Raw genomic sequence first — 20955 nt, 5'->3', positions numbered from 1 at the left:
CCAAGCCATTTTGAAAGTCACAGCGAGGCGGTAAAACCTCGCGAAAGACGAATTGTGCACGTTGGAGATCAAATACTCCAATAGTGATGCATATCCGATTACAAGGACGTTGCTCCTCGAGACCGCTCGGGCTGGCTAATCCAGCGTTGCAGCATCTGTTGAAGATCAGCTCGCTTGAAGGGTTTTGCCAGATAATCATTCATTCCGGCAGCCAAACAATTTTCCCGATCCCCCTGCAGCGCATTGGCCGTTAGTGCAATGATGGGAACCATAGGCCCAGGCTGTTGACGGATCAGGCGAGTAGCCTGATAGCCATCCAGCACCGGTAAACGACAGTCCATGAGAATTGCACTGAAAGACTGCTGCTCGGCCAGACTTACCGCCTGGGCTCCATCCCCTGCGATAGTAATATGATACCCCAGGCTGCGTAACATGGCTTCGATAACTGTCTGATTGACCGGGTTATCCTCAACCAGCAGGACGTTCAGTCCATTGACCTGAAACTCCTGAAGAGGAGACTGGTTGCGCTCTGTCTGCTGGACGTGTCGGAAGGGAAGCGGCAATTCGAGCGTAAAGGTTGATCCCTGGCTTTCCTGGCTTATGGCATGAAGCGATCCACCCATCCGCTCCGCCAGTGTGCGTGCGATGGACAGTCCAAGCCCGGTACCTCCGTAACGGCGGCTGATGGTTGGGTCAGCCTGCTGGAAGGCATCAAACATGCGTTCCAGACGTTCTGCCGAAATACCTATGCCGCTATCGTGTACCGAGCAGGTGAGCCAGAGCAGGCGCTCATCCAGAGGTTGGCAGTAGCATTTAACCTCGATTGAGCCGCTCTCGGTAAATTTGAGTGCATTGCCAACCAGATTGACCAGGATCTGCCTCAGGCGCGTCGGGTCTCCGGTAACCTCCAGTCGCTCCAGACTTTCGGCGCCTTCAAGCGCCAGCTGCAGACCACGTTGTGTTGCACTGTGCTGGAAAACCTGCACCGAACCTGTAATCAGGTCGGCCAGATTGAATGGAATGCTTTCCAGCTCCAGCGCACCACGCTCGATGCGTGAGAAATCCAAAACATCGTTGATGACTTTCAGCAAATGCTCTGTGGATTCGGTAGCAAGGCTAGTGTATTCACTTTGCTCGCGGGATTGCTCTGTGGTTTCAAGGAGCTGCAACATGCCCAGTACGCCATTGAGTGGTGTACGAAGCTCATGACTCATCATGGCGAGGAAGTCTGATTTGGCGCGGTTGGCCTGCTCGGCCTCTTCACGTGCCGCAACCAGTTGATCAATGCTGCGCTGTTGCTCTTCACTGGCCCGCTGCAGGGCTTGGGCAAGATCATTGATCAGATGCGCCAATACGCCCATTTCGGAGTTGTCTGGTACCGGAAGACGGCTGTGGTAGTCGCCTGCGCGAATGGCATTCACGGTACGACCCATGTCGCTTAGCGGCGCGGAAAGGCGCTTGGCCAGGCGCCAGGCCAGCAAGAAGGTAAGCCCAAGTGCCAGTAAGGCCAGTGCGCCTGCCTTGGTCAAAATAGCCTGTTGGCGCTCATGGAAGGCTTCGTTGGTCACGCCAACGGCAACACGGCCAAGGGACCCATTCGAATTGGGTGTGCCCGAGCGGCTGATGCTTGCGTGAAATATCTCTACCTGTGAAGCCGATTGCGCATTGGGGGGCGGATTATGCGCATACATGATGATGCGCTCCTGACGATCGCGGATTTCGATAAAGCGAACGTAGCGGGTCGCCAGTGTGGCCTCCAGGAGGTTGCGTAGCATCGGCAGGTTGTCGGTCGAGACCCCATATTCACTGGCAGATGCCAACTGAATTGCAATCAGCTGACCTGTGTGACTGAGTTCGTGATGCAGATCCTGAAGGCGGGCGTATGTGAAATAGCCCGTCAGTACCAGTGTAATAATCAGGGCAGGTCCCAGGCTGATGGCTAAAGTACGGGTACGTATGCCCCAGCCGCGTCGCTTGTCCAATAGAGCGTTCTCCGTGAGCCTTGAGCTCGATGCTCTTACTACAATAGGCCATTCTGGCCGTTATGGTGTTAGCGTCCACCTTCAGGAAGAAGGATACGGTAATTACACATGGTTCAATAAAAGAGAGCGGAATGTTAAATAGGGGCTTCGTATAATGTGGATACCGTCGCACATTGCGGCATAAATGGATAACCCGATGAGTGTAAAGCAACCCATAGCAGTCTTGGGCGGAGGCAGTTTTGGAACTGCCCTAGCCAATCTGCTGGCGGAGAATGGTCATCCTGTAAAGCTCTGGATGCGCGATCCTGAGCAGGCTGAAGCTATTCGTCAAGTTCGTGAGAATCCGCGGTATCTAAAGGGCATAAAGGTTCATCAATCTGTCGAGCCGGGATGTGATCTTGATGCCTCTCTGGCAGGGTGTGACATTGTCTTTGTCGCGCTGCCCTCCAGTGCGTTACGTAATGTGCTTGCCCCGGTAGCCGATCGCCTGGCGGGTAAGGCGTTGGTCAGCCTCACCAAAGGAATTGAAGCGCATACCTTCAAGCTGATGAGCCAGATCCTTGAGGAGATCGCACCGAAAGCCAGAATTGGTGTGATTTCAGGACCTAACCTGGCGCGAGAGATTGCAGAGCACGCACTGACGGCTACCGTTATTGCCAGTGAAGATGATGCGCTCTGCCAGCAGGTGCAGGCTGTTCTCCATGGGCGTACCTTCAGGGTCTATGCCAGCCGTGACCGGCTGGGAGTAGAGCTGGCCGGAGCCTTGAAGAACGTATATGCCATCATGGCGGGGCTGGCAGCTGCGCTGAATATGGGTGAAAACACCCGCAGCATGCTGATTACCCGCGCGCTCGCCGAGATGACTCGCTTTGCCGTACAGCAGGGTGCCAATCCCATTACATTCATGGGTTTGGCCGGGGTAGGTGATCTTATCGTCACTTGTTCTTCGCCCAAGAGCCGCAACTATCAGGTAGGGCATGCATTGGGTGAGGGCCTTACGCTTGAGGCGGCAGTTGCTCGAATGGGGGAGACGGCGGAAGGGGTCAACACCTTGCGTGTTCTCAAGGAAAAAGCCGATGAACTCGGCGTCTATATGCCGCTGGTGCAAGGCCTGTATGCGGTACTGTTCGAGTCCCGCACGCTGGATCAGGTTATTGCTGCGTTGATGCGTGGAGAGCCGAAAACCGATGTCGATTTCTATTTGCCGATAGGCTCCGAAACTTAGGAGAGAATATGTCAGCAGACACTCATGAGCGCGAAAGCCTCGCGTTGCGTCTTATCTGGATGGTGATTTTCCTGCTTGTATGGTTAATGTCGCAGTACCTTTTTGCAGGCGTGGTAATTGCTCAGCTGTGTTATCGCCTCGTCAAAGGCACACCAAGTGACGCCTTAAGTGAATTTGGTTCGAGTTTGTCCTGCTATCTGGCGCAAATTGTTCGTTTCGGAACCTTTGCTACAGAAGAAAAGCCATGGCCTCTTGCTGACTGGCCCGATACCGCTTCCTCTATGCAAGAGAAACAGCCATGACGCTCTGGTTGCTAAGGCATGGTGAGGCGGAGCCGCGTTCAGAGGGCGATGAGTTCAGGCCGTTGACGGATAGAGGGCGTACTGAGGTCAGGCGCAGTGCAGAGCGGCTATTAGGGCAAAGAATCGATGTGATTTATGCCAGTCCATACGTCCGAGCCCAGCAGACAGCCGAGCTGGTCAGGGGTGTTCTAGGGCACAAAGAGTCCATTGTCACTCTGCCCTGGATAACGCCTGATGATGACGTGATCAAGGCTATTGATCTTCTGGATGATCTTTCCGGCAGTAATATCCTGTTAACTACCCATAATCCCTTTGTCAGCTACCTGGCTGGTCTTCTGGTTCATGGAAACCTACAGCAGCCACTGAGTATGGCTACAGGCTCACTGGCTACGCTTGAAGGAGAAATGCGCATTGCAGGTGCTATGGAGCTGGTTGAGCTTTTCCATCCTTGACTGATTCGACGATTCCATAATTTCTAACAAAAAAGAGGTCGTTATGTTAATTGATGCATCAGGTGTGTCTTTACGGGTCTATGCGGAGTACTTGGTATGAGTATCTGGTTCACCGAGCCGGACCTCGCTGCGCTGGATGAGAGTTTGCAAAACACTATTTGCCAGCGCGTGGATATTCATTTTGAGGCTTATGATGAAGATTCGCTCACTGCAAGCATGGCGGTAGATGAGCGTACCCACCAGCCGTTTGGGTTGCTTCATGGAGGGGCTTCTGTTGTCTTGGCAGAAACCGTCGGCTCCATTGCCAGTCTGCTCTGTATCGACAGGAGCCAGTACACCTGCGTGGGGCTTGAGGTCAATGCCAATCATTTGCGCGCTGTTAGACGTGGACGGGTGACCGCTGTGGCAAAGCCTGTCCATCTGGGTCGAAGTACTCATGTATGGGATATCCGATTGTCAGATGAAGCGGGGCGTGCAACCTGTATTTCGCGTTTAACGGTAGCTGTCATCCCCAAAGACCGCATTTCGTCCTGATGCCGCGCCTGGACCAGCCCTTTCGGTTATTAGGTGTTGGTCTTGCGCCTCTTTATATCTAGAGCATTTACTGGTTCGTCGAGCATGAGCGCCATTGCTCTGCGAAGCCCTTCTGCTTGCTTTATTGTCTGATCTGAAAATCAATTATGAGAACTAGACATGACTGCCCATGTACAGGAGTTGCGCCTTAACTTACCCCACCTTGAGCTTGCGGCTCGTTTATTCGGCCCTGAAGACGGGCGGCCAGTGCTGGCTTTGCATGGCTGGTTAGATAATGCCATGACGTTCTCGCGATTGGCCCCTTATCTGGAGGGGTTGCGCATTGTTGCAGTCGACCTGCCGGGGCATGGTTTATCCGCTCATCGCCCGGCCGGTGTTGGCTACCTGCTGCAAGACTACGTGCAGGACGTCTTGATGGCAGCAGAGCAGCTAGGGTGGGAGCGCTTCTCGTTACTGGGTCACTCACTCGGGGCCATTATTTCGGTGCTTTTCGCAGCAGCATTGCCGGAACGTGTCGAGCGTCTGGCGTTGATCGACGGGCTGCTACCGTACACGACAGAGCCGGATGAGGCGCCTGAAAAACTAGGCAATGCCTTGCGTGCTCAGCTTAATTTGCCCAATAAGCGCAAGCCGGTTTATGAGACTGTTCAGCAGGCCGCTCAAGCCAGACTCAAAGGTGTGGGATCGGTCAGTATGGAGGCTGCAGAGCTACTGGCAGAGCGAGGGTTGATGCCTATTCCAGGAGGGTATACCTGGCGCTCCGATGCTCGTTTAACCTTGCCGGCCACATTAAGGCTGACGCATGAGCAGGCCTTGGCGTTCATTAAAAAAGTGCAGTGCCCCGCGAGTCTCGTTGTGGCTGACAAGGGGCTGCTCGTCAACATTCCCGGTATCGATGGACTTCTACAGGAGCTTGCTTGCTATGAAGTTACCCGTTTGGCTGGGGGGCATCACTTGCATCTGGATAACGAGGTTGGCGCAAGGGCGGTAGCAGATTGTTTCAATCGCTTTTTCTCTGCAGCTTGACTCGAATACGGGTATTGATAAGGCTTGTTATGCATAAAGGATCAATAGCGATCAAGTCACAGGGAGCCATGCCTCTAAAGGATGCAGCGTTTGGGCGGTTTTGAACGTGTATTCGCTCTGTCAGATTCGCCTGTCAGTCCTCAGGCAGGAAAAGGCGCGTGCCGGTATAACACGCCACTCCAGGTAAACATGTCCCCGCTATTATTTATGGGTCTTTAAATTAATTCAGGGTGATTCACTAATATATATGCGACTTTTTTTTGCGCTTGGTCTGGGGTTCATGACGTGTGCTGCTGTTGCGGCAGATATGCCAGGCAGTGTCGATCTTCCAGTGCTGGCGCGACCTGCTCATGCCGAAATTATTGATTATCGTGAGGCTGGGTCTGTCGAAAAAATGTACCCACAGGGCGCTGTAAGTCGTATAGGAGGCAAGTTGCGCCTGGAGGGAGACGTCCAAGCAGAGGGTAAGCTCGTCACGCTGACCTATGAGTTGCCCCGTGGCCATGACCCTATTGCGGCACTCAATGAGGCTAGAAGTACATTGCAGAAGCAATCTGCGATACCGTTATCGTGGTGTAAGGGACGCGATTGTGGCTCCAGTAATGTATTTGCCAATGCTATTTTTGGAAAATCGCAGTTGTATGGGCCGGACGAGCAGCAGTCGTATCTCCTGTTGCGTCTCGCTCCACCACAAGACGATACATTGCTGGCGCTTTACGCGATCACTCGGGGTAATCGAAGGGGTTATCTGCATGTGGAGCAGCTCGAGGCTTCCATACCTTTGGGCAAGCTGGTAGCAAGTCCTGCAACATTGCTTCGTCAATTGCGGCAAGATGGTGAGTTACATCTTCCTGCGTTAGCCGATCCACCAGACGATATCTGGCTGGACCTGGTAGGGCAGTGCCTTAATCTGGACACAGGTACCCGAGTGATCATCGGTGGGCCGCAAGCGGGCAAGTGGGAAAAAGCGTTGCTGGCCAGGCGTATACGAGCGGCCCGGCTTGAAGCTGATCCGAATCGTGAGCCTGGGCTCTATCTGCAGCCATAATCCATCTAGCGGTAACGACAGGTATCTGCCGGGGCGTTAAGCTCTGACACTATCGCTTGCCTGTCCGGCGGATGGAGCCGCTTAAGCAGGACAGTGATTCGATTGTCATCTTAGGAATTTATATGCGGCTTCCTGCTGGTCAGTCTCCCCAATTACCTCCGCCCATGTATGAGCACGATCGCCTGCTCGTCCGCATACTTCTCCTGTCACTCCTTGGTGCCTGTCTATGGGTGTTGCTGCCATTCATGTCGGCCCTATTTTGGGCTGCGGTACTGGCTTACGCCAGTTGGCCTCTGATGCGGGGCTTGACCCGCAGGCTGAACGGCCGTAATACGGTGGCCGCTGCGATTCTTACGATCGGTTGGATATTGTTGGTGGCATTGCCGCTTGTATGGGTCGGTATCGGACTTGCTGATCATGTGCGTGGAACGATTGAGTTAGTTCGCAGCATTCAAGTGGGCGGTTTGCCGCCTGTGCCAGAGTGGGTAGTGCGGTTGCCTCTTGTTGGCGACCGGCTGGCCAGTCTATGGCAAACCCTGGATGCGCGAGGTACTGCCTATTTTGACAGCTTGAAGCCCTATCTGGGGCAGATGGGGAATTGGCTTCTGGCGCGAAGTGCGCGCGTAGGTGGCGGCTTTTTAGAGCTGGCGCTAAGTCTTGTCCTGGTGTTTTTCTTCTACCGTGACGGACCTCGGCTGGCTACCTTGGTTGAGAAGCTGCTCGTCAGGCTGATTGGTGCTCAAGCCGGCCATTATATGCAACTGGTCGGCGGCACAGTGCATCGAGTCGTTAATGGAATTCTAGGAACGGCGGCGGCTCAAGGTGTCTTGGCGATGATAGGCCTAATGATCGCTGGGGTGCCCGGCGCGTTAGGATTGGCGCTGTTGACCTTTGCATTGAGCTTGATCCCTGTAGGGCCTCCGCTGGTCTGGATACCTTCAACGATCTGGCTGGTGCTCCAGCAGGAATATGGATACGCCATATTCATGGGACTTTGGGGGCTCTTTGTCATTAGCGGTGTAGATAATATTCTCAAGCCGTATTTGATTAGTCGGGGAGGGGACCTGCCATTGGTAGTCGTATTGCTTGGTGTCTTTGGCGGCCTGCTGGCGTTTGGTTTTATGGGATTGTTTCTGGGGCCTATTCTTTTGGCCGTTGCCTACAATCTGATTCGTGACTGGATGGCAGGCGCTACAGATCAGGTCCCAAAGCCATAACCAAACGAGTGGGGCAAACAAGACGTTTTACCCACTCAAGCACGTTATAGCGGAAGGCTCTTGGCGTTTACATGCAGGTTGCGTCCTGCAAGCAGGCCAAATAACGCGGCTGAAATGGCGATTCCAATAAACAGGATGCCCACACTGCTCCAGCCGCTGCTCATGTCATGGATCACGCCTACCAGCAGGGGACCCATGGCTGCCAATGTATAGCCTACGCCTTGGGACATTCCTGACAGGCGAGCTGCAATATGCGCATCAGGCGAACGAAGTACGATCAAGGCCAGGGCTATACTGAAGGTTCCGCCTTGGCCCAGGCCTAGAATGCAAGCCCAGAACCATAGACTGCCGAGGGAACCGTACAGGCAGCCAAGAAGGCCGGTTAGCGTCATGCTCAGCACCAGGATGATGGCCAGGCGCTGGTCCTTGCCTCGGGTAGCCAGCCAGGGCGTGATAAGCGCGGTCAGTAATTGAAGTAGGACTGAAATGGACAGCATGAGTCCTGCCTCTACAGCGCTGAGACCTCGATCAATTAGGATGGAGGGTAGCCATCCAAAAACAATATAGGCGAGCGACGATTGAAGCCCCATATAAAGGGTGACCTGCCAAGCCAGCTTATCCTGCCATAAGCCTACCACCTGCCATTTCTGGCTGTTCGCATGATGATTGGCGCGGGTTTGCGGCAACCAGACGATTGCTGCCAAGATCGCTGGTGTTGCCCAGAAAGCCAAGGCCGGTTGCCAGCGGTCGTTGAACAGATGCTCCAGTGGGGCTGTTGCACCGGCGGCGAGGGCGGCACCCAGGCATAGCGCCATGGTATAGGCGCCCATGAGCATGCCTGCCTGCTCCGGAAAGTCCCGCTTGATAATGCCGGGTAATAGAACGCCGATGACTCCAATGCTGGCACCTGCAACAAGACTGCCTATAAACAGGCCGGCAGGGGGTAACAGACTACGTAAGACAATACCGCCTGCCAGTGTAAGCAGTATCACCAGCACGGTTCTTTCGCTGCCCAGCCATCGGGAGAGGCGAGGCGCCAATGGCGCAAAAAGTCCCAGGCACAGGACGGGTGCTGTAGTCAGTAGCCCGGCTGCCGAGCTGGACAACCCGGTCGAGGCCTCGATCTGACGAAGCAGAGGGGAAAGACTTGATAAGGCGGGCCTTAAGTTGAGTGCGACAAGAAAGAGTCCCAGCAGGAGTAACCACGCACGTGCGGGTACAGATGAGGTGTGGGTTGATGGGGCAGACATTAAGTAATCCAAATGTATAAACATGCTTATCCTACCTCAAACAATCGGCAGGACATTTTTGTAGTTGGGATGGCGAGATATACACACCCGACTAAAACGCTATTGGGCGTAATGTCAAGGGGTTGTAATGCGTAGTAAAGCTATACTCTAAAATTATAAATGACTGAAAAGGCACAGAATTTATGGATTGCCTAAAAAAACGACAGTTTAGTTAAAGATGGCGTGGCTACTGGCGTTGCGGTAATTTCCACCATCTTTTCCACGAACTTATCCACAGCTTTTGTGGATTAAAAACGTTCATGCCAGGTACTTTTAGGCGTTTATACAATGTTTTTTCGCGACATTTTGTCCTTGTAAATAGCTGGCAAGTTCAATCTGTGGCTCCATACGAGCCTCGAATCACGCGTATAGCAGGCGTATTCTGGCTATTTAGTCTGGTTCACTTACCAAGCAAGCCTAACCTTATCCAGGCTTTGTTAGAATACTGATCTATAAGCGCGCCTCGCGCGTATGAAATTCTTAGCCTTCAGCGGAGTACTTATGTCCGAGCCGATTCGCCTTACCCAATACAGCCATGGAGCCGGCTGTGGTTGCAAGATTTCGCCTAAGGTATTGGAAATCATTCTGGCCGGCAGTGGTGCCCAGCATCTGGACCCGAACCTTTGGGTAGGAAATGCCTCGAGGGATGATGCAGCGGTATATGCCCTTGATGCTGAGCGAGGTGTGGTTTCCACAACTGACTTCTTCATGCCCATTGTGGATGATCCCTTTGATTTCGGACGTATCGCGGCGACCAACGCCATTAGCGATATCTACGCCATGGGTGGTGATCCTTTGATGGCAATTGCAATTTTGGGCTGGCCTGTCAATGTGCTTCCGCCTGAGGTTGCACGGGAAGTGGTGGCAGGTGGCCGCAAGGTTTGTGACGAGGCGGGCATCCCGTTGGCTGGTGGACACTCTATCGATGCGCCTGAACCTATTTTTGGTCTGGCAGTAACAGGTGTCGTCGAAAAGCGAAACATGAAGCGAAACGACACGGCTTCGTTAGGCTGCAAGTTGTTCCTCACCAAGCCTCTGGGCATCGGCATTCTGACTACCGCTGAAAAAAAATCAAAATTGCGTGTGGAAGACATGGGTGTCGCACGCGATTGGATGTGTCAACTGAACAAGCCGGGTAGTCGCTTTGGCAAGTTGGCTGCCGTCACCGCAATGACAGATGTAACGGGCTTCGGGCTACTGGGACATCTGGTGGAAATGGCTGACGGCAGCGGCTTGACTGCCCGGGTCGAATATAACGCAGTTCCACGTTTGCCTATGGTTGAGCAGTATCTGGAGTGGGGGTGTGTGCCTGGTGGCACCTTACGCAACTTCGATAGCTACGGTGACCGTATTGCATCGCTATCCGAGCAGCAGAAATTGCTTTTGTGCGATCCCCAGACCAGTGGCGGGCTGTTGATCGCGGTCGAGCCGCAGGGCGAGTCAGCATTCATGTCGGTCGCTCGAGAGCTAGGCCTGTCACTTCAGCCTATTGGCGAAATGGTTGATCGACAGCGGCATGCGGTTGAGGTGTATTGATGCGCGATGACGCTCGGGACTACCGCTCCCTCTTTCTTTCTGGTGTGCCGCTAATGGATGTGCGCGCACCCGTCGAGTTTTCCAAGGGCGCTTTTCCGGGCGCAACCAACCGGCCGTTGATGAATGACATCGAGCGGCAAAAGGTGGGTACCTGTTACAAGCTGAAGGGGCAGCAGGCTGCTCTGGAGCTTGGACACTCTCTGGTTTCCGGCAAGTTGAAGGAAGCGCGGGTACAGGCGTGGGCCGAGTTTGCCGAGGCCAATCCGGAGGGCTATCTGTACTGCTTCAGGGGTGGCCTGCGGTCGCAAATCACTCAGCAATGGCTGCTTAGTGAGGCAGGTATTGCCTATCCACGTGTAGCCGGCGGCTATAAGGCCATGCGTACGTTTCTCATGGAAACACTGCTTCAGTCTGTTGAGGAATGCCGCTTCGTATTGGTTGGCGGTATGACTGGAACTGGCAAAACAGAAGTCATCGCTCAGCTCGACGATAGTGTTGATCTGGAAGGGCATGCCAATCATCGCGGCTCAAGTTTTGGTAAGCGCGCCACCGTACAGCCATCACAAATCGATTTTGAAAACAGTTTGGCCATTGACCTGTTGAGGCGTCGTGCAAAGGGGCAGGATCGTTTTGTGCTGGAAGATGAGTCTCGGTTGATTGGGCGGTGCTCCTTGCCTTTTGAGTTGCACCAGGCCATGCAGCATTTTCCCATGGTATGGCTGGAAGACACCCTGGAGGGGCGTGTTGAGCGAATACTAAAGGACTACGTGATTGATCTGGCAGCCGAGTTCAATCGTGAGCATGGCGACAGCGGATTCGATTTGTTTGCTGAACAGCTTTGTAAGAGTCTTTCCAATATTGCCAAAAGACTGGGCGGCGAGCGCTATCAACGCCTAGCGGAGATCATGAATGAAGCACTCGCGGTGCAGAAGGTCAGTGGCGATGTAGGGCAGCATCGTGAATGGATTCGAGCGTTGCTAAGTGAATATTACGACCCTATGTATGCCTATCAACGCGAGAATAAGTCGGGGCGCATCCTCTTTGCTGGAGATCAGCAGTCGGTCGTGAGTTATCTCAAGGCAAACCGTTGAACAGGCTAGTTAAAACGAGGTCTTTAATGCGCCGGATTTACTTATCCATTGAAGGAGTCAAATCATGAATCGCTGGCTTGCAATGATGCCTGTCGCGGCGCTGGTACTTGCTGGATGTGCAGCCAAAACGGTCAACCGAGACAGTTGTGCGGCAGAGGTGAACGCTGCATGGAAAGAACTGGATATAGCCAAAACCGAAGGGTTTGCAGGTACGGTCAGCTATTCCAAGGCGCTGGGCTTGATTTCAACCGCCAAGACTCAGCAGCAGGTAGAAGCCTATAACGGCTGCGTTCAAAATGCCCAGAAGGCGCGCTTCTATATTCGCGAATCACGCGCTGGTCGTTGATTGATCCAAGGATGAACATCTCACATGTTCATCCTTTCTTGCTTCCCTTTCCTCTATCTAGCCTTGAGCGTTGAACGCTTGCCCATTGACGTGTGCGCTGTCTGGTCCCATCAAATAGAGGTAGACGGGCATGATCTCCTCGGGTGTTGGGTTGCGTGCAGGGTTTTCAGCAGGGTAAGCGAGGGCGCGCATGTCGGTTCGGGTTCCGCCGGGATTGATACTGTTGGCCCGTACGGCCGCAGTGCCATCCATTTCATCGGCAACCACCTGCATAAGGCCTTCGTTGGCAAATTTAGAAACGGCGTATGCTCCCCAATAGGCACGTCCTTTTCGCCCCACACTGCTGGAGGTGAAAATGATCGAGGCATCGTTCGATTGTCTGAGCAGTGGCAGTAGCGCACGCGTTAGCATGAAGACTGCGTTGACGTTGACTTGCATAACCTGCATGAAGGCTTCTCCGCTGGTCTGCTCAACGGAGGCGCGAGGACCTAGAATGCCTGCATTGTGCAAAAGACCATCAAGTCGACCAAACTCCGTCTCTACCATGGCAGCCAGCTCTTCGAACTGCTCAGGCCGTGCGGCTTCAAGGTCAAAAGGAACGACTACCGCTTGTGGATAGCCAGCAGTCTCGATTTCATCGTAGACCTCGTTGAGGTTCTCTTCTGTCTTACCCAAGAGCAGGATGGTTGCGCCATGGGCAGCATAGGTTTTTGCCGCTGCCCGGCCAATGCCTCGTCCGGCACCTGTTACAAGGATGATTCGATTTTTGAGAAGGTCAGGGCGGGCCTTGTATTCAAACATCTTGACTCCCAGCCGCTCGCTTGAGCGGCCCTACTGTTTTAACAGCCGCAAATGGCGCGGTCCAAGGCGTCACGCAGCTCAAGCGGGTGATCTACTACCAGATCGGCGCCCCAGTGAGCAGGATTGTCCTCTGGATGGATATAGCCATATCGCACGGCCGCTGTTTTGGTGCCCGCTGCGCGCCCCGATTCGATATCTCGACGATCGTCACCGACAAAAATGACGGCTTGCGGCTCGATATTGATTTGTTTACACGCTAACAACACGGGCTCTGGATCAGGTTTGCTGTGGGTGACATGGTCAGGGCAGACCAGAACGGCTGAACGTTTAGCAAGGCCAAGTGCCTGCATGATGGGCTCTGCATAACGGACGGGCTTGTTGGTGACTACGCCCCAAGTCAGACGAGCCCGCTCCAAGTCCGCCAACAATTCTTCCATGCCCTCGAATAGGTGAGAGTGGATGGCGCAGTGATCCTGATAGCGGTCAAGAAAGTCCAATCGTAGTGGGTCAAACTCATCGCTCAAGGGATCTACTTCGAACGCGCTGGCTACCATGGCTCGTGCGCCACCCGATACGACGTCCCGGACAGTTTTCTCATCGACGGCTGGCAAGCCTCGATCAGTGCGCATGGACTGGATCACGGCGATAAAGTCAGGTGCCGTGTCGAGCAATGTGCCGTCCATATCGAACAGTACTGCTTTTATTCGCATCCTATTACTCCTCGCGGATGGTGCGCAGCATGTAGTTTACGTCGACATCATTGCCCAGCTTGTAGACCTTGGTAATCGGGTTGTAAGTCATACCGATGACATCGCGTACGTGTAGGCCGGCGTTTCGGCACCAAGCGCCTAATTCGGATGGACGAATAAACTTGCGGAAGTCATGAGTGCCGCGCGGCAGCAGACGCAAGACATATTCGGCGCCCACAATGGCAAATAGATAGGATTTGGGGTTGCGGTTAATCGTAGAGAAAAAGACATGGCCGCCAGGTTTGACTAGTGTCCGGCATGCTTGAATCACAGATGCCGGATCTGGGACATGCTCAAGCATTTCCATGCATGTGACGACATCGTAAGCGCCGGGCGTTTCAGCTGCCAGCTCCTCAGCGGTAATGCGGCGGTAGCTAACGGGCACACCTGATTCCAGTTGGTGAAGCTGTGCAACTGAAAGCGGCGCTTCGCCCATGTCGATTCCTGTGACGTCCGCGCCCCGTACTGCCATGGCTTCGCTCAGGATGCCGCCGCCGCAGCCTACGTCGAGTACTTTTTTGCCGGCGAGGTTGGCGTGTTGGTCAATCCAATTGACGCGCAGCGGATTGATATCATGAAGCGGCTTGAATTCACTCTCTCTGTCCCACCACCGCGAGGCCAGGGCTTCGAATTTGGCAATCTCGGCATTATCGACGTTGGACATTCCTTACACTCCATTCTCTAAATTCGTTATGCAAATGCGCTTGTGATTTGGCATTTGCTAGATGAACGCACCACTGGCGCAGCCAGTCGTTAGCGAGTGGCTATCTTTTGGCCCCAGGTGCGAGCGTTCTCGATAAGTTCTTGTTCATCCAAGCGAGTCAGCTTGCCGTCCTTTAACAGGGGGCGACCACCCACCCAGACATGCTTCACACAATCACGGTTGCTGGCATAAATCAGTTGAGACACTGGGTCATAAATGGGTTGCTGAGCCAATCCGCTCATATCGAAAGCGACCATGTCAGCTGCCTTACCCGCCTCAAGGGAGCCCAGGCAGCGCTCAAGGCCTAGGGCACGTGCCCCATTGAGTGTGGCCATACGCAAGGCTCTGTGTGCATCCAGTGCTGTTGCGGAACCGGCTACGGCCTTGGCCAGGAGAGCGGCGGTACGGGTTTCGCCCAACAGATCCAGGTCATTGTTGCTGGCTGCCCCGTCCGTACCTATCGCGACGTTCACGCCTGCCTGCCAAAGCGTTTCTACCGGGCAGAAACCGCTGGCTAGCTTGAGATTGGACTCAGGGCAGTGGATTACATGAGTGTTGGTCTCAACCAGATTTTCCAAGTCTTCCTCGTCGATCTGGGTCATGTGGACAGACTGGAAGCGGGGACCTAAAAGTCCTAGCCTGCGCAGGCGAGCAAGCGGACGTTCCCCTGTCTTTTCGATTGCCTCCTGCACCTCGCCAGCCGTTTCATGCACATGCATGTGGATGCATGCGTCAAGTTGATCGGCCAACATCAGGACATTGGCCAGCTTGTCATCGCTGACGGTGTAGGGGGCGTGAGGCCCAAAAGCGACCTTGATGCGCTCATGTAGCTTCAGGTCATCAAAAAGCTCAAGTCCCCGGCGTATCGCCTCATCTGCAGTCCTTGCCCCTGGTACAGGAAAGTTCATGATCGGCAGGGTGACTTGCGCCCGCATACCTGACTCGTGGATGGCCTCACACGCTACCTGCGGAAAAAAGTACATATCCGAAAAGCAGGTTATGCCGCCTTTGATTTGCTCTGCGATGGCCAATCGGGTGCCGTCGCGGACGAAATCCTCGCTTACCCATTTGGCTTCAGCGGGCCAGATATGTTCCTGTAGCCAAGTCATGAGCGGAAGGTCATCCGCAAGGCCACGAAACAGTGTCATCGCAGCATGGCCGTGCATATTGATGAGGCCCGGACTCAGTAGCATGCCGGGAAGTTCGACTGACTCGGCTGCCTGATAGCGTCGCAGATCAGAGCGGGGTGCCAATACGGCGATTTGCCCATCCTTGATGCCGATAGCGTAGTCAGTCAGTACCACCCCGGCCGGTTCCACCGGAACGATCCAGGTGGGAAAAAGAAGCAGGTCAAGGGGCACGACACCAGGCATGGAAGGGCTTCCTGAAGGTAAATAAATGAAAGTATAACTGGCGTCAGCCCAATGGCGGGACTCAGTCGAGCCACATTATCGATAAAAGCGTTTATAAACCCATGTATTCGCGATGTCCTGTCACAGCGGCTTGTATCACCCCTGTATAATCGACTTTTTTGTTTCAGGCGATGAGGGTGATCATGCGCGAGCGACTTCTGGCCGCAGAGAAGGTCAAGGCTATCGAGTGGAAAGAGGGCGTACTGCATTTGCTAGATCAGCGTTTATTACCCATGCAGGAAGTCTGGCTCACGTATGACTCGGCCAGTGGTGTGGCCGAGGCAATCAGGCAGATGGTCGTGCGAGGAGCACCGGCAATCGGTATTAGTGCAGCCTACGGCGTTGTGCTAGGCGCTCGAGCGCGCCAGCAGGCAGGGGAAGACTGGTTGCAAACGCTGGATGAGGATATGCAGATGCTCGCAGAGTCCCGTCCTACAGCGGTCAACTTGTTCTGGGCGCTTAATCGTATGCGAGAGCGCCTGAAGCGACTCAAGCCGGGCGAGGAGGCACTAGCGGCCCTTGAAGCGGAGGCCGTTGCCATCCATGAGAGCGATCGCGAAGCCAATCTGACCATGGCGCAGCTCGGGGTCGAGTTGATTCGCAAGCATGGCGATGGCGTTCAGACGCTTCTGACCCATTGCAATACCGGTGCGTTGGCGACCGGAGGGTTTGGAACCGCCCTGGGGGTTATTCGTGCGGCTCACCTGGAAGGACTTGTGGACAAGGTATTTGCCGATGAGACGCGCCCGTGGCTACAAGGTGCCCGCCTTACTGCCTGGGAGTTGGCTGGCGAAGGCATTCCTGTCACTTTGAATGCCGATGCGGCAGCGGCCCATCTGATGAAAACCGGCAATATCTCCTGGGTCATCGTAGGGGCTGACCGAATCACAGCCAACGGTGACGTTGCCAACAAGATCGGGACCTATCAGCTGGCCGTCAATGCAATGCACCATGGGGTGCGCTTTATGGTTGTGGCGCCCAGCTCGACCATCGACATGAATCTGACATCCGGTGAGGATATCCCCATCGAGCAGCGTGAGGGACGCGAACTGCTTGAAATAGGCGGTGTTCGGATTGCGGCAGAAGTCGATACTGTAAATCCTGTTTTCGATGTAACGCCTGCTGATCTGATTGATGCGATTGTCACGGAGCGAGGCGTCGTGGAGCGGCCCACTGCAGAGAAAATGGCTGCACTTATGAACCGCAAGCGCTTGCACTGATTTTTCCGCTTAACACGACTCACACATCGCCTGCGGGAAACCGCAGGCAACCCTTGGTTTGTGGTAGTATTTACTGCTTTCCCGCAGGGTGTTGAAACTAAGGAACCAGGCTTCTCATGGGCGAACTGGCCAAAGAAATCCTCCCGGTCAATATTGAAGACGAACTCAGACAGTCTTACCTCGATTATGCGATGAGCGTAATCGTCGGACGCGCATTGCCGGATGTGCGCGACGGCTTGAAACCTGTGCATCGCCGTGTGCTTTATGCCATGAGCGAGCTGGGTAACGATTGGAACAAGCCTTATCTGAAATCCGCCCGTGTCGTGGGCGACGTAATCGGTAAATACCACCCTCACGGCGACTCTGCGGTATACGACACGATTGTACGTATGGCGCAGCCGTTCTCCCTTCGCTACATGCTGGTGAATGGTCAAGGTAACTTCGGTTCGGTTGACGGTGACTCCGCAGCCGCTATGCGATACACCGAAGTGCGCATGTTCAAATTGACCCACGAAATCCTGGCGGACCTGGATAAGGAAACCGTTGACTGGGTAGACAACTACGACGGGTCCCTGAAGATCCCGGCAGTCATGCCTACAAAGGTTCCGAACCTTCTGGTCAATGGCTCCAGTGGTATCGCGGTGGGGATGGCTACTAACATTCCGCCTCACAACCTGACCGAAGTGATTGATGGCTGCCTGGCGCTGATCGAAAACAGTGAGCTGACTGTCGACCAACTGATGCAGTATATCCCGGGGCCTGATTTCCCGACTGCAGGCATTATCAATGGCCGGGCAGGTATCATCGAGGCTTATCGTACAGGGCGGGGGCGTATTTACGTACGTGCACGTGCTGACGTCGAAGATATCGACAAGTCAGGCACTCGCCAGCAGATCGTCATCACCGAGCTGCCTTATCAGCTGAACAAGGCTCGTCTGATCGAAAAGATTGCCGAGCTGGTGAAAGAACGCAAGATCGAAGGTATCACCGAGCTGCGTGATGAGTCCGACAAGGATGGCATGCGTGTCGTGATCGAGTTGCGTCGTGGTGAAGTGGCTGAGGTTGTGCTGAACAATCTGTATGCACAAACCCAGCTGCAAACAGTGTTTGGTATCAATATCGTTGCGCTGGTGGACGGCCAGCCCAAGGTCCTTAACCTAAAGGACATGCTTGAGGCATTCATCCGTCACCGTCGCGAAGTGGTTACCCGTCGGACCATTTATGAACTGCGTAAAGCGCGTGAGCGTGGTCATATTCTCGAAGGCCAAGCGGTTGCGCTGTCCAATATCGATCCGGTTATTGAACTGATCAGGTCCTCTCCAACCCCAGCTGAAGCCAAAGAGCGGCTCATTGCGACCGGTTGGGAGTCCAGTGCTGTCGAGGCGATGGTAGAACGCGCTGGTGCGGATTCCTGCCGCCCGGAAAACCTTGATCCGCAGTATGGTCTTCGTGACGGCAAATACTGGCTATCTCCTGAACAGGCGCAGGCCATCCTTGATTTGCGACTGCATCGCCTGACCGGCCTGGAGCATGAAAAGCTGCTGGCTGAATATCAGGAGATCCTGAAACAGATTGCAGAGCTGATCCGAATACTCAACAGCCCTGAGCGTCTCATGGAAGTCATCCGTGAGGAGCTTGAAAAGATCAAGGCAGAGTTCGGTGATGCACGTCGTACTGAAATCGTCGCGTCTCAAGTCGACCTGACCATTGCTGACCTGATCACAGAAGAAGATCGTGTCGTCACCATTTCCCATGGCGGCTACGCCAAGTCCCAGCCCTTGCATGCCTACCAGGCTCAGCGCCGTGGTGGTCGCGGCCGTTCTGCCTCGGGCGTGAAGGAAGACGATTACATCGAGCATCTTCTCGTCGCCAATAGCCATACCACACTGCTGTTGTTCTCCAGCCTGGGTAAGGTGTACTGGAAAAAGACCTACGAAATTCCTGAGGCTTCTCGTGCTGCACGTGGTCGTCCGCTTGTAAATCTGCTGCCATTGGCTGAAGGCGAGCGTATCACTGCGATGTTGCCAGTAGATCTGGAGGCCGTGCGTCAACAGGCACCTGAGGATGAAGACCTGGGTGATCAGGACGATGTCGTTGAAGACGTGGTGCTTGAAGATGATGTTGAGGTCGATGAGGGCGCAGAAGGGGTTGAAGATAGCGGCAAGGATGAGCCTACCGGATCCTATATCTTCATGGCTACTGCTTACGGCACGGTCAAGAAAACCCCGCTGGTGCAGTTCAGTCGTCCTCGTAGCAATGGCCTGATTGCGCTGAAGCTGGAAGAGGGCGATAGCCTGATTGCAGCGGCCATTACCGATGGCGCCCAGGAGGTCATGCTGTTCTCTGACAACGGTAAGGTCATTCGCTTCAAGGAGCGTCATGTCCGCACAATGGGACGTACAGCCCGTGGTGTCCGCGGTATGCGTCTGGGTGATGGGCAGCATCTGATTTCCATGCTGATTCCAGAAGAGCAGGCGCAGATACTGACAGCCAGTCTGAATGGTTATGGCAAGCGTACTGCTATTGCTGAGTATCCGCAGCGTGGTCGTGGTGGTCAGGGCGTGATAGCCATGGTAACCAATGAGCGTAATGGCCCGCTGATTGGCGCTATTCAAGTCCTTGAAGGTGAGGAAATCATGTTGATTTCCGATCAGGGTACGCTGGTGCGTACACGGGTTGATGAGGTTTCCCTGCAAGGCCGCAACACGCAGGGTGTAACACTGATCAAGCTTGGCAAGGGCGAGAAGCTCGTAGGCCTTGAGCGTGTGCAGGAGCCCTCAGTTGACGACGAGTTGATCGAGCATGAGGGCGAGCTTGATGACGAGTTGCTTGAAAAGGAGCTTCCTGTCATTAGCGAAGAGCCAAGCGATGAGGATGTCCTGCCGGGCGCCAACGATGTTCCCTCTGATGACATGCCCAATGAGGACGATGAGTGATGAGCAAGCGAGCGTATAACTTCTGCGCTGGCCCGGCTGCGCTGCCGGAGGCGGTACTGAAACAAGCTCAGGCCGATCTGCTCGACTGGCAGGGGCGCGGCTTGTCTGTCATGGAGATGAGTCACCGTGGCGACGACTTCACTGCAATCAGCTCGAAAGCCGAGCAGGACTTGCGGGATCTGCTTGTAATCCCCACTGATTACAAAGTGCTTTTCCTGCAGGGTGGGGCAAGTCTACAGTTCGCTCAGATTGCACTGAACCTACTACCTGAAGGTGGAAAGGCTGATTACATCGATACAGGGATCTGGTCACGCAAGGCTATCGAGCAGGCGCAAAACTATGGCGCAGTGAATGTTGCCGCCAGCGCCAAGAAATACGATTACCTGGCTATTCCTGGGCAGAATGAGTGGCAGCTTTCCAAGGACGCGGCCTACGTTCATTACACGCCGAACGAAACCATTGGCGGCCTTGAGTACAGCTGGATTCCTGAGACAGACGATGTTCCTCTAGTTGCTGATGCGTCCTCGAACCTGCTGTCACGTCCTTTGGACGTGTCACGGTTTGGGTTGATTTATGCGGGCGCGCAAAAAAATATCGGTCCCAGTGGGCTTGTAGTGGTGATCGTTCAGGAGGAGTTGCTGGGGCGGGCACGTTCCTCTTGTCCTAAGCTCCTCGATTACAAGGTCGAAGCAGACAACGGTTCGATGTACAACACGCCCGCCACGTTTTCCTGGTATCTGTCTGGCCTGGTGTTCCAGTGGCTGAAAGATCAGGGTGGACTACCTGCCATCGAGCGGATCAACCGTCAGAAGCAGGAGCTTCTGTATGGCTTCATCGATAGTAGTGAAATGTACATGAATCCGATTGCGGTAAATGATCGTTCCTGGATGAACGTGCCTTTCCGCCTGGCAGATGAGCGTCTGGACAAGACTTTCCTGTCGGGTGCAGAAGAGCGAGGCCTTCTATATCTTCAGGGGCATCGCTCGGTAGGTGGCATGCGAGCATCCATCTACAACGCTGTCAGTCTTGAGGCTGTGCAAGCACTGGTCGTCTATATGACAGAGTTTGAAAAGGAGCACGGTTAAA

Annotated in this window: 19 protein-coding genes; 13 read left to right on the top strand and 6 right to left on the bottom strand. The window is 54.3% G+C overall.

What is annotated here, in order from left to right:
• Positions 1-98 precede the first annotated feature (98 nt).
• Positions 99-1982: an ATP-binding protein gene (locus JQR86_RS11885; protein ID WP_010797838.1), complete on the bottom strand. Its 1884-nt coding sequence runs from the start codon at positions 1980-1982 to the stop codon at positions 99-101.
• Positions 1983-2178: 196 nt separating this feature from the next.
• Here JQR86_RS11885 and JQR86_RS11880 point away from each other — a divergent pair, with 196 nt between their 5' ends.
• From JQR86_RS11880 to JQR86_RS11850, 7 genes are all read left to right on the top strand, one after another.
• Entirely contained in the window at positions 2179-3207 is a 1029-nt protein-coding gene (locus JQR86_RS11880; RefSeq protein ID WP_312507822.1) for an NAD(P)H-dependent glycerol-3-phosphate dehydrogenase, read from the top strand.
• Positions 3208-3215: 8 nt separating this feature from the next.
• Complete coding sequence (locus tag JQR86_RS11875; RefSeq protein ID WP_434153638.1) at positions 3216-3509, top strand: DUF4389 domain-containing protein; 294 nt, start codon at positions 3216-3218, stop codon at positions 3507-3509.
• Positions 3506-3961 (top strand): phosphohistidine phosphatase SixA, encoded by a 456-nt coding sequence (sixA, locus tag JQR86_RS11870; RefSeq protein ID WP_074827331.1) that lies wholly within the window; start codon positions 3506-3508, stop codon positions 3959-3961. Before JQR86_RS11875 ends, sixA begins: the two co-directional genes overlap by 4 nt.
• 96 nt (positions 3962-4057) lie before the next feature.
• The gene (locus tag JQR86_RS11865; protein ID WP_125887852.1) at positions 4058-4495 is read left to right on the top strand and encodes a hotdog fold thioesterase; all 438 of its coding nucleotides are present in this window, start codon (positions 4058-4060) and stop codon (positions 4493-4495) included.
• Positions 4496-4654: 159 nt separating this feature from the next.
• Positions 4655-5521 (top strand): alpha/beta fold hydrolase, encoded by an 867-nt coding sequence (locus JQR86_RS11860; RefSeq protein WP_010797843.1) that lies wholly within the window; start codon positions 4655-4657, stop codon positions 5519-5521.
• Between the two features lie 247 nt (positions 5522-5768).
• Positions 5769-6569, top strand: coding sequence for a DUF4892 domain-containing protein (locus tag JQR86_RS11855; RefSeq protein WP_074827327.1), 801 nt, complete (start codon positions 5769-5771; stop codon positions 6567-6569).
• Between the two features lie 164 nt (positions 6570-6733).
• Positions 6734-7786, top strand: coding sequence for an AI-2E family transporter (locus tag JQR86_RS11850; RefSeq protein WP_037030858.1), 1053 nt, complete (start codon positions 6734-6736; stop codon positions 7784-7786).
• A gap of 44 nt (positions 7787-7830) precedes the next feature.
• Here JQR86_RS11850 and JQR86_RS11845 read toward each other — a convergent pair whose 3' ends face one another.
• Positions 7831-9036, bottom strand: a complete 1206-nt coding sequence (locus JQR86_RS11845) for a CynX/NimT family MFS transporter (RefSeq protein ID WP_125887855.1) — start codon at positions 9034-9036, stop codon at positions 7831-7833.
• 540 nt (positions 9037-9576) lie between these two features.
• Between JQR86_RS11845 and selD the strand changes: the two genes are divergently transcribed.
• The 3 genes from selD (at position 9577) to JQR86_RS11830 (ending at position 12048) form a co-directional block, all read left to right on the top strand.
• The gene (selD, locus tag JQR86_RS11840) at positions 9577-10611 is read left to right on the top strand and encodes a selenide, water dikinase SelD (RefSeq protein ID WP_150347677.1); all 1035 of its coding nucleotides are present in this window, start codon (positions 9577-9579) and stop codon (positions 10609-10611) included.
• A complete protein-coding gene (gene mnmH / locus JQR86_RS11835; RefSeq protein ID WP_312270947.1) occupies positions 10611-11702 on the top strand; it encodes a tRNA 2-selenouridine(34) synthase MnmH in 1092 nt (363 codons plus the stop codon). The genes selD and mnmH overlap by 1 nt, the downstream gene beginning before the upstream one ends.
• 64 nt (positions 11703-11766) lie before the next feature.
• Positions 11767-12048, top strand: a complete 282-nt coding sequence (locus tag JQR86_RS11830; protein WP_010797849.1) for a hypothetical protein — start codon at positions 11767-11769, stop codon at positions 12046-12048.
• A 57-nt stretch (positions 12049-12105) separates the two neighbouring features.
• Here the strand turns inward: JQR86_RS11830 and JQR86_RS11825 are convergent, their stop codons facing one another.
• The 4 genes from JQR86_RS11825 to JQR86_RS11810 form a co-directional block, all read right to left on the bottom strand.
• The gene (locus tag JQR86_RS11825; RefSeq protein WP_407363143.1) at positions 12106-12849 is read right to left on the bottom strand and encodes a YciK family oxidoreductase; all 744 of its coding nucleotides are present in this window, start codon (positions 12847-12849) and stop codon (positions 12106-12108) included.
• A 38-nt stretch (positions 12850-12887) separates the two neighbouring features.
• The gene (gene mupP / locus JQR86_RS11820) at positions 12888-13559 is read right to left on the bottom strand and encodes an N-acetylmuramic acid 6-phosphate phosphatase MupP (RefSeq protein ID WP_407363144.1); all 672 of its coding nucleotides are present in this window, start codon (positions 13557-13559) and stop codon (positions 12888-12890) included.
• 4 nt (positions 13560-13563) lie between these two features.
• Positions 13564-14262, bottom strand: coding sequence for a bifunctional 2-polyprenyl-6-hydroxyphenol methylase/3-demethylubiquinol 3-O-methyltransferase UbiG (gene ubiG, locus JQR86_RS11815; protein ID WP_010797852.1), 699 nt, complete (start codon positions 14260-14262; stop codon positions 13564-13566).
• A gap of 89 nt (positions 14263-14351) precedes the next feature.
• Entirely contained in the window at positions 14352-15674 is a 1323-nt protein-coding gene (locus tag JQR86_RS11810; protein WP_434153637.1) for a TRZ/ATZ family hydrolase, read from the bottom strand.
• Positions 15675-15856: 182 nt separating this feature from the next.
• Here JQR86_RS11810 and mtnA point away from each other — a divergent pair, with 182 nt between their 5' ends.
• From mtnA to serC, 3 genes are all read left to right on the top strand, one after another.
• Positions 15857-16933, top strand: a complete 1077-nt coding sequence (gene mtnA, locus JQR86_RS11805; protein WP_010797854.1) for an S-methyl-5-thioribose-1-phosphate isomerase — start codon at positions 15857-15859, stop codon at positions 16931-16933.
• A 116-nt stretch (positions 16934-17049) separates the two neighbouring features.
• Entirely contained in the window at positions 17050-19869 is a 2820-nt protein-coding gene (gene gyrA / locus JQR86_RS11800) for a DNA gyrase subunit A (RefSeq protein ID WP_125887859.1), read from the top strand.
• A complete protein-coding gene (gene serC / locus JQR86_RS11795; RefSeq protein ID WP_434153636.1) occupies positions 19869-20954 on the top strand; it encodes a 3-phosphoserine/phosphohydroxythreonine transaminase in 1086 nt (361 codons plus the stop codon). The genes gyrA and serC overlap by 1 nt, the downstream gene beginning before the upstream one ends.
• Position 20955: the final 1 nt, after the last annotated feature.

Source organism: Pseudomonas sp. JZ134 (assembly GCF_051027695.1).
Classification (GTDB): domain Bacteria; phylum Pseudomonadota; class Gammaproteobacteria; order Pseudomonadales; family Pseudomonadaceae; genus Chryseomonas; species Chryseomonas luteola.
The sequence above is the reverse complement of the archived record's forward strand: the minus strand, read 5'-3'. Positions and strand labels throughout refer to the sequence as shown.